This window comes from Rhodoferax sp. (genome assembly GCF_023700745.1).
GTDB lineage: Bacteria > Pseudomonadota > Gammaproteobacteria > Burkholderiales > Burkholderiaceae_C > Rhodoferax.
Window position 1 is genome coordinate 1 of sequence record NZ_JAMPYG010000031.1, and the last position, 8,810, is coordinate 8,810.

Sequence of the window (8,810 nt, forward strand, 5' to 3'; positions counted from 1 at the left end):
GAGGGCGGTCAGGCCATGGAGCACCAGGAGAGCTATCTCAAGGTGGTGTTTGGTTTCTTTGGCGTCACCGATGTGCGCATTGTGCGCGCCGAGGGTCTGGCCATGGGGGATGCGCCCAAGGCCGCTGCGTTGAGCGCCGCTCGTGCCGAGTTGGAGCTCGCTACGGTTTAAAACGCCTGCGCCATCGTCATCCCTGCGCAACCCTTACTTTCAGGAAGTTTTATCGTGCGTCGTCATTCATTGGTTCGTCTGCTCGCAGTTTTAGCCCTGGCTGCAGCCAGTCTGCTGGGTGTGCCGGCGCACGCTGAGGAGCAGACGGCAGATGCATTCATCCAGCACTTGTCCTCCGAGATGCTCCACAGCATCAAGACGGACCCTGCAACTCAGGCGGGCAATGTGCCGGCGATCATTGCGCTGGTGGATGCCAAGCTCATGCCGAGCGTGAATTTCAAACGCATGACTTCTTCCGCGGTGGGGCCGGGCTGGCGGCAAATGACGCCCGAACAGCAGAAGCGTCTGCAGGAAGAGTTCAAGATTCTGCTGGTACGCACGTATGCCGGTGCTTTGTCCCAGATTGGTGATGTGAGCATTGCCGTGCAGCCCCTGCGTGCGGCCACGGACGACAAGGAACTGGTCGTGCGGACCAAAGTCAAAGGGCGGGGTGATCCGATTCAGTTGGACTACAGGCTGGAAAAGGCTGCCGGTGAGGGAGGTAGCTGGAGAATTTACAACCTGAACATCATGGGTGTCTGGCTGGTGGAAACCTACCGCAGCCAGTTCGCGCAAGAAATCAATGTCAAGGGCGTGGATGGATTGATTGCAGCCCTGGCAGAACGCAACAGGTCGAATGCCAAAAAGGGTTGACCTGCAGCACAAGAGCGTGCGACCCATATTTGATGCCATTGATGTGCCAACGCGGTCTCGGATCATCTATCATTTGCCTGCCGGGCGCCGTCCGGTTTGAGTTTTGATGCCTGCTACCGACAACCCATCACTCGTTGAATTTCGCAACCTGAGCTTTGGCTACGGGGAACGCGCCGTGCTTGACGATGTCTCCCTGCGCATCCCCAGGGGCAGAGTCACAGCACTGATTGGTCCGATGGGTGGCGGCAAGACGACAACGCTGCGCCTGATGGGCGGCCAGAGCCGCGCATGGTCGGGACAAATGTTGTTTGATGGGCAGGATATTGGCCCGATGGATCAGCCACAACTCTACGCCGTCAGGCGGCGCATGGGCATGCTGTATCAGTTCGGTGCCTTGTTTGCCGACATGAGCGTCTTTGAGAATGTGGCCTTCCCGCTGCGGGAACATACCGATCTACCCGAGTCCCTGATCCGTGACATTGTCCTGATGAAGCTCAATGCGGTGGGCTTGCGCAACGCACGCGAGCTCATGCCCAGCGAAGTGTCGGGCGGCATGGCCAAGCGCATCGGCATTGCGCGCGCCATTGCGCTCGACCCGGAATTGGTGATGTACGACGAGCCGTTTTCCGGTCTCGATCCGATTTCGCTGCGTGTCGCAGCGAACCTGATTCGTCAACTGAATGACGCCATGGGCCTGACCAGCATTTTTGTTTCGCATGAGCTTCAACAAACCCTGGAGATTGCGGACCATGTGATCATCCTCGACAGTGGCAAGGTCGCGTTTCAGGGCTCGGTGAACGCGGTGCGCGAAAGCACCGATCCGCTGGTGTTCCAGTATGTCAATGAACTGCCGGACGGCCCGGTCAGGTTCCATTACCCGGCCGTCACGATGGAAGAAGATTTTGGTATTGCCAGCCACCGGGCGCCATGACCTGCCGGCACGGCGCGCGGTCCTGACTCTCTCTCTGGTGTGTCAAGTTGTAAGCTGGCTTGACACGGCAGCCTGATGCGGATTGAATCGGTCCCTTTGCAACCATCCCAAAGAGGCACCATGAAAATCTTCAAAAAACTTGTCTCCACTGGCCTGATCGTCTGCATGACCGCTGCCGGCCTGCCCTTCAGCGCCCAGGCCCGCATCGTGGCGACCGAAGAAATCACGGCTCCCGCTGCCAGTACCCTGAGCGCCAGCCGTGATACCGTGAACCAGTTCCTGGCGCGCGATGACGTTCGTCAGGCCATGCTTGGCCAGGGTGTCAGCGCCCAGGCTGCGCAGGAGCGCGTGGCGGCCATGTCTGACAGCGAGGTCGCCCAACTGGCTGGCCGCATCGACCAGGCCCCGGCGGGTGGCGATGTGTTGGGCATTTTGTTCACCGTGTTCATCGTGCTGCTGGTGACCGACATCATGGGCTTCACCAAGGTGTTTCCGTTCACACGATCGGTGCGATGACCGGTCGGCTGACCGTTCTGCGAGCCCCCGTTTTGACGGGGGTTTTCGTTTGGGTGGCGCTGCTGCTGAGTGGCTGCGCCACACCCCAGGTGGCCCTGCTGGATGCGCAGTGGCCGGCGGAAATTCCGGCGCAGGTCGCGTTGTCTCAGGTGCCGTTTTTTCCCCAGGAGGACTATGAATGCGGCCCGGCCGCGCTGGCCATGGTGGCGAATACAGCGGGTGTCAAGGTGACTCCTGAAGCGCTGGTGGATCAGGTTTACCTGCCGGGTCGCCAAGGCTCGCTACAGCCCGAAATGCTGGCGGCAACGCGTCGTCAGGGCTTGCTGGCGTACCCGTTGCAGCCAAAGATTGAAGATGTGCTGCGCGAAGTGGCGGCAGGCAACCCGGTGCTGGTGTTCCAGAATCTGTCGCTTTCAATCTACCCGGTTTGGCACTACGCCGTGGTGATGGGATTTGACCGGGAGCGCCAGGTGTTGCTGCTGCATTCCGGACGCACGGCGCGCATGGAAATCTCGCTGTCTGCTTTCGAGCGCACCTGGGCGCGCGGAAAATATTGGGCCATCCTGGCGCTGCAACCCGGGCAACTGCCAGCCACCGCCGAATCCCAGGCTTATACCGCCGCAGCCGCCACACTGGAGCGCACCGATGCGCGCGGTGCGCAGCGGGCTTTTGCCGCTGCGCTGCAGCGCTGGCCGGATGATCGCGCCGCCTTGCTGGGCGCCGGCAACAGCGCCTATGCGCTGGGGCAGCGCGAAACGGCTGAAAAGGCCTACCGCCAACTGGTGCGCAAGCACCCCGATTTTGCCGACGGCTGGAACAATCTGGCGCAAGTGCGCATGGAACTGGGGCGCCGCGCCGGGGCCAGCCAGGCCATCGCACGTGCGGTGGCACTGGGCGGTGGGCGTTTGCCGGACTACCTGACGCTGCAGGCGCAGATTGACAAAAAATAGGGCGCCAGCCCTGGCCGGCAAAGCGTAGGTGCTATTTGAAAATTACCGTTCGGTGACCATTGAGCAGCACCCGGTGTTCGCTGTGCCATTGGACGGCGCGGGCCAGCACCTGGCTTTCGGTGTCGCGGCCCAGCGCGGTTAAATCTTCCACCGTTTTGCTGTGATCGACACGCGCAACATCCTGCTCGATGATCGGTCCCTCGTCCAGATCCGCCGTCACATAGTGGGCGGTGGCGCCAATCAGTTTGACGCCCCGGTCATGCGCCTGGTAATAGGGCTTGGCACCCTTGAAGCTGGGCAGGAACGAGTGGTGGATGTTGATGGCGCGGCCCGACAGCTTGCGGCACAGGTCGTCTGACAAAATTTGCATGTAGCGCGCCAGCACCACCAGTTCGGCGCCTTCGGCGTCGATGATCTCGATCTGTTTGGCTTCCACCTGTGCCTTGGTGGCGGCGCTCACCGGCAGATGGTGAAACGGCACGTTGTAGCTGGCGGCCAGTTGGTAAAACTCGCGGTGGTTGGAGATGATGGCGCAAATGTCCAGCGGCAGCAGGCCGCTTTTCCAGCGGAATAGCAAGTCGTTGAGGCAATGACCTTCTTTGCTGACCATGATCACGGTGCGCATTTTTTGCGCCTGGGCGTGCAATTTCCATTGCATCTGGAAGGGAGCGGCAAAGTCGGCCAGCTGGGTTTTCAGCTCGTCAAAGCTGTGCTCGGCACAGGCAAACTGAACACGCATGAAAAACAGGCCGGTGTCGTTGTCGTTGAACTGCGCAGCTTCTTCGATGTTGCCGCTGCGCGCCAGCAAGAAGCCGGAAACAGCGTGCACCAGCCCCAGGCGGTCGGGGCAAGACAGGGTGAGGGTATAAACAGGATGCATAGGGGCGATATTGTCGCAGCCTTGTTTGATCACTCTTCGGGAAAAACCAAATGGATATCCAGGCATTACAAGAAAAATTGCGTGATTTCGCCGCTGCGCGCTGTTGGCAGCCCTTTCATACGCCCAAGAACCTCAGCACGGCGCTGCTGGTGGAGGCCGCCGAGCTGGCCGAGGTTTTCCAGTGGATGACGGCAGAAGAATCGCAGCTGGCCCATCTGGAACCGGTGATGAAGGAGCGTATTGCGGATGAAGTGGCCGACGTGTTGTTGTATCTGCTGCAAGTGGCCGACCAGTGCGCCATCGATATCCCCGCTGCCGTTGCCAACAAATTGGTCAAAAACGCCATCAAACACCCTGAGCCGGCGCGTGGATAATCCATCCTATGCGAATTCCCTTTACCAAAATGCAAGGTGCCGGCAACGACTTTGTGGTGCTCGATGAGACCCAAAGCCGCTTTGGCCTGAACGCCGCGCAGTACCGTTGGCTGGCTGACCGCCACTTTGGTGTGGGTGCCGACCAGATCCTGTCAGTGCGCCCGTCCCCGGCGCCGGGCATTGACTTTGAGTATGTCATCCACAACGCCGATGGCACCGAGGTGGAGCAGTGCGGCAACGGCGCACGTTGTTTTGCGCGCTATGTGCGCGATGCCGGCTTGACCCGCAACGACGCAATTCGGGTACAGACCAGGGGCGGTGTGATTGAGCCGGTACTTCAAGCCGATGGCCGCGTCACGGTCAACATGGGCGCGCCGGTGTTTGCGCTTGAACGCATTCCGTTCGCGCCAGGCCAGGTGGCGCCCGAGCCAAGCGGTTCATGGCAGCAGTGGCCGCTCCGGTTGGCCGCGCCGGCACACGGCACGGTGGTGCGGGTGGCGGTGCTGTCGATGGGCAACCCGCATGCGGTGCAGCTGGTGGACGATGTTGCTACCGCACCGGTGCTGCAGTTGGGCCCCTTGATTGAGCGACATCCGCTTTTCCCGAACCGGGTCAATGCCGGTTTCATGCAGGTGCTCAACCGCCGGCAGATCCGGCTGCGGGTGTTTGAACGCGGTGCCGGCGAGACACTGGCCTGCGGCTCGGGCGCTTGTGCCGCCGTGGTGGCGGGCATCCGGCTTGGTTTGCTCGATGCTGAGGTGGATGTCCAGACCCATGGCGGCGTGCTCACCATTGCCTGGGCGGGTGGTGCCGCACCGGTCATGATGACGGGTCCGGCGACCACCGTTTTTCATGGTGATATTGAAATTCCCAACGACTTCCCTAACGCGTCATGACCATGCCCAATTCAAACCTGCCCAGCGCCATCAACAACCCGATCACCGAAGACGACATTGCCAATTACCTGGCCAATACGCCGGATTTTTTTGAGCGCCACGCCGAGATGCTGGCGGCCGTGCAGCTGACCAACCCGCACAGTCAGCGCGCCGTGAGCCTGCAGGAGCGCCAAGCCAACCTGTTGCGTGAAAAAATCAAGATGCTGGAGCTGCGCATCATGGACATGATTCGCAACGTCAACGACAACATGGTGCTGTCGGACAAGCTGCTGCAGTGGGCGCGCACGCTGTTTTTGAACACCGATCCTGCCGTGTTGCCCGCGCTGATGGCCGACGAGTTGGCGGACCAGTTCGCTGTGCCCCAGGTCGGCATCAAGGTCTGGGGCGTGGACGCCGCCTATGCCGGCGAGGCGTTTGCGCAGGGGGTCAGCGACGATGCCAAGGTATTTGCCAGTTCCCTGACCGAGCCTTTCTGCGGTGTCAACACGGGTCTGGAGGCCATTCATTGGCTACCCGACCCCAAGGCGGCAGCCTCGCTGGCCATTTTGCCGCTGCGCGCCGGCCCGATCGGCAGTGCCGCGCCGGCGTTTGGCCTGCTGGTGCTGGCCTCACCCGATGCCCAGCGCTTCAACAGCACCATGGGCACCGAATTTCTGGCCCGCGTTGCCGAACTTGCCAGCGCTGCGCTGTCGCCGTTGCGTTAACCCGAACCCGAACCCGTTTGCGACCCCCGTCATTGCGAGCGTAAGGTGGCAAGCCATGACTCTCTCGATGGCCCGCTGGCGAGTCAGCCCGGACCAGCATTGGTCCAGCGTTATCTGGACCATGTGCGTTTTGAGAAACGCCTGGCAGCGCGCACCGTCGCGCTTTATACCCTGGACCTGGAAAAACTGGCGACCCATGCGGTGCAGGCTGATGTCAGCTTGACCGCGGTGGAGGCCGGCCACATCCGGCGCTGGGTCGCGCAAATGCACAACGGGGGCCGCAGCGGGCGGGGTATTGCGCTGATTTTGTCGGGCTGGCGCGGGTTTTATAGTTGGCTTGGGCGTGAGGGGCTGGTGGCCAGCAACCCGGTGTGCGACGTGCGGGCGCCCAAGGCGGCCAAACCCCTGCCCAAGGCACTGAGTGTGGACGATGCCGTGCAAATGGCGAGTTTTGAAGGCAATGGCAAGGATCCCTGGCTGGACGCGCGTGACGCAGCCATGGTTGAACTGCTGTACGGTAGCGGCTTGCGGGTGGCTGAGTTGACCAGCCTCGATGTCCAGGCCAGCGATGGCGCGTGCGGCTGGGTCGACCTGCAGGCGGGCGAAGCGCATGTGCTGGGCAAGGGCAGCAAGCGGCGCATTGTGCCGGTGGGCACCAAGGCCGTGCAGGCGCTGCAGGCGTGGCTGCTGGTGCGCGCCAAGGCTTTACCTGCGTTGCAGAGTCCGGCCGTGCCGGGTGCGACGCCCCATGCGGCATTGTTCATCGGTCGCAACGGCACCCGGCTTACCACGCAGTCGATCTGGCAACGCGTGCGTCAGCGCAGTTTGCAGGCCGGGCTGGCGGCACCGGTGCATCCGCACATGCTGCGGCATTCGTTCGCCAGCCACGTGCTGCAGTCGAGCAGCGACCTTCGCGGCGTGCAGGAACTGCTGGGCCACGCCAACATCAGCACCACGCAAATTTACACCCGGCTCGATTTTCAGCACCTGGCCAAGGCCTATGATGCAGCCCATCCGCGTGCCCACATAAAAACCGGCGGCTCAAGTGGTTCAAAATAGGGTTTGGTGACAATTTTTCTCAATAGGTGACTTATGCAAAAGCAAATCAATGTGGTGCTGGACAAAGGCGTCGAATTTTCTTTTCATGTGCCCGATGGGGCGCCGCTGGGGCATGATGCCGCGCGTGCCTGGCTGGATCACCAGTTCACCGCGCTCGACTGCGAGCCCTTGCGCGCCAGTGGCAAAGTGCTCACCGCCGACAAGGTGCTGGTGGTGACCCAGGCGGCGGGTGCGGCGCTGCTGCGCGATGCCAAGTGGTCGACCGACTATGTGGCCGCGGTCAGTGCGGCGCTGGGCAAGCCGACGATCCGCGTCGATGTGCCGGCGATGGCGATCACCTATTGAAAACCGTTCGCCTGCGCGCCGGCAAAGAGCGTTCGCTGCTGCGCCGCCATCCGTGGATTTTTGAATCGGCCATCGCAAAAGGCAGTGGCGATGCCGGCGAAACCGTGCGCATCGAGTCGGACCAGGGCCAGTTCCTGGGCTGGGCCGCTTTCAGTCCGGCCTCCAAAATTCGCGCCCGGGTCTGGAGCTTCGATGAGACGCAGCGCATTGATGCGGCGTTTTTCGTTGCCGTCTGTGCCCGTGCCGTCAAGGCCAGAACCCGCTTTGACATCAACAGCAACGCCATGCGGCTGGTGCACGGCGAGTCCGACGGCCTGCCCGGGCTGATTGTCGACCGCTACGGCGACACGCTGGTGGCACAGTTCACCTCCAGCGGTGCGGAGCGCTGGAAAGACGTGATCGCCGATGCGTTGCTGGCTGCGACGGGACTCACCAAACTCTATGAGCGCAGCGATGCCAGCAGCCGCGCGCTGGAAGGCTTGCCCGAGACCACCGGCTGGCTGCGCGGCCAGGGCGGGGTGGAGCTGATCCTGCAGGAGCACGACTGGCAGCTTGCGGTCAATATTGCCGACGGCCATAAAACCGGCTTTTACCTGGACCAGCGCGACAGCCGCAAGCGTTTCTGCGACTATGCCCGTCGCCTCAAATTCGAGCGGGTACTGAACTGCTACTGCTACACCGGTGGTTTCACGGTGGCGGCCCTCACCGGCGGCGCAGCCCACGTGACGTCCATTGATTCATCAGGCCCGGCGCTGGAAAAAGCGGCCGCCAATGTGGCCTTGAATGGCTTTGCCGCCAGTCGCGCCACGTTCATGGATGCCGACGTCAATGTTTTTCTGCGCCAATGCATCGAACAGGGCCGCAGTTTTGATGCCATCGTCCTCGATCCGCCCAAGTTTGCGCCCACCGTGGCCCATGCTGAACGCGCCGCGCGGGCCTACAAAGACATCAACCGGCTGGCTTTCAAGCTGCTTGAGCCGGGTGGGGTCTTGTTCACCTACAGTTGCTCGGGCGGCATCAATGCCGATTTGTTTCACAAAATTGTGGCCTCGGCGGGTTGCGATGCCGGCGTTGACGGTTATATCCATGAGCGCATGGGCGGCGCACCGGATCACCCGATGACGGTCAATTTCCCGGAAGGTGAATACCTTAAGGGATTGGTGGTGATGCGCAAATGAGTTTCAGCCCGGGGTCGTTACACTCGCTCCCTTTCGATATGCCTTGCTATGAGCCTTATTCCTGCCACCATCCTCACCGGTTTTCTCGGCTCCGGTAAAACCACGCTGCTCAA

13 protein-coding genes are annotated in these 8,810 nt (G+C 61.6%); 12 read left to right on the forward strand and 1 reads right to left on the reverse strand.

The window, feature by feature from the left end; translation table 11 throughout:
• The 5 genes from NDJ10_RS15080 to NDJ10_RS15100 form a co-directional block, all read left to right on the forward strand.
• Window positions 1-171: NAD(P)H-dependent oxidoreductase (locus tag NDJ10_RS15080; protein WP_296163824.1), on the forward strand; the 171-nt coding region annotated here is incomplete at its 5' end.
• A gap of 54 nt (window positions 172-225) precedes the next feature.
• Complete coding sequence (locus NDJ10_RS15085) at window positions 226-864, forward strand: ABC transporter substrate-binding protein (RefSeq protein WP_296163800.1); 639 nt, start codon at window positions 226-228, stop codon at window positions 862-864.
• A gap of 106 nt (window positions 865-970) precedes the next feature.
• Entirely contained in the window at window positions 971-1,795 is an 825-nt protein-coding gene (locus tag NDJ10_RS15090; RefSeq protein WP_296163802.1) for an ABC transporter ATP-binding protein, read from the forward strand.
• 120 nt (window positions 1,796-1,915) lie between these two features.
• On the forward strand, window positions 1,916-2,311 hold the full coding sequence (locus NDJ10_RS15095) for a PA2779 family protein (protein ID WP_296163805.1): 396 nt from the start codon (window positions 1,916-1,918) through the stop codon (window positions 2,309-2,311).
• 32 nt (window positions 2,312-2,343) lie between these two features.
• Window positions 2,344-3,261, forward strand: coding sequence for a PA2778 family cysteine peptidase (locus NDJ10_RS15100; RefSeq protein ID WP_296163807.1), 918 nt, complete (start codon window positions 2,344-2,346; stop codon window positions 3,259-3,261).
• Window positions 3,262-3,292: 31 nt separating this feature from the next.
• Here the strand turns inward: NDJ10_RS15100 and purU are convergent, their stop codons facing one another.
• Complete coding sequence (purU, locus tag NDJ10_RS15105) at window positions 3,293-4,141, reverse strand: formyltetrahydrofolate deformylase (protein WP_296163809.1); 849 nt, start codon at window positions 4,139-4,141, stop codon at window positions 3,293-3,295.
• 50 nt (window positions 4,142-4,191) lie between these two features.
• Here purU and NDJ10_RS15110 point away from each other — a divergent pair, with 50 nt between their 5' ends.
• The 7 genes from NDJ10_RS15110 to NDJ10_RS15140 form a co-directional block, all read left to right on the forward strand.
• Window positions 4,192-4,515 carry a nucleotide pyrophosphohydrolase gene (locus NDJ10_RS15110; protein ID WP_296163810.1) on the forward strand — a complete coding sequence of 108 codons (324 nt, stop codon included), beginning with the start codon at window positions 4,192-4,194 and terminating at the stop codon, window positions 4,513-4,515.
• A gap of 8 nt (window positions 4,516-4,523) precedes the next feature.
• Entirely contained in the window at window positions 4,524-5,411 is an 888-nt protein-coding gene (gene dapF, locus NDJ10_RS15115; protein ID WP_296163812.1) for a diaminopimelate epimerase, read from the forward strand.
• Window positions 5,408-6,115, forward strand: a complete 708-nt coding sequence (locus NDJ10_RS15120) for a DUF484 family protein (RefSeq protein WP_296163815.1) — start codon at window positions 5,408-5,410, stop codon at window positions 6,113-6,115. The genes dapF and NDJ10_RS15120 overlap by 4 nt, the downstream gene beginning before the upstream one ends.
• 45 nt (window positions 6,116-6,160) lie before the next feature.
• Complete coding sequence (locus NDJ10_RS15125) at window positions 6,161-7,174, forward strand: tyrosine recombinase XerC (protein ID WP_296163817.1); 1,014 nt, start codon at window positions 6,161-6,163, stop codon at window positions 7,172-7,174.
• Between the two features lie 33 nt (window positions 7,175-7,207).
• Window positions 7,208-7,519 (forward strand): hypothetical protein, encoded by a 312-nt coding sequence (locus NDJ10_RS15130; RefSeq protein WP_296163820.1) that lies wholly within the window; start codon window positions 7,208-7,210, stop codon window positions 7,517-7,519.
• Window positions 7,516-8,697 carry a class I SAM-dependent rRNA methyltransferase gene (locus NDJ10_RS15135; protein WP_296163822.1) on the forward strand — a complete coding sequence of 394 codons (1,182 nt, stop codon included), beginning with the start codon at window positions 7,516-7,518 and terminating at the stop codon, window positions 8,695-8,697. The genes NDJ10_RS15130 and NDJ10_RS15135 overlap by 4 nt, the downstream gene beginning before the upstream one ends.
• A gap of 48 nt (window positions 8,698-8,745) precedes the next feature.
• Window positions 8,746-8,810, forward strand: a 65-nt coding sequence (locus NDJ10_RS15140) for a GTP-binding protein (RefSeq protein ID WP_296163825.1), incomplete at its 3' end; no start/stop codon positions are given.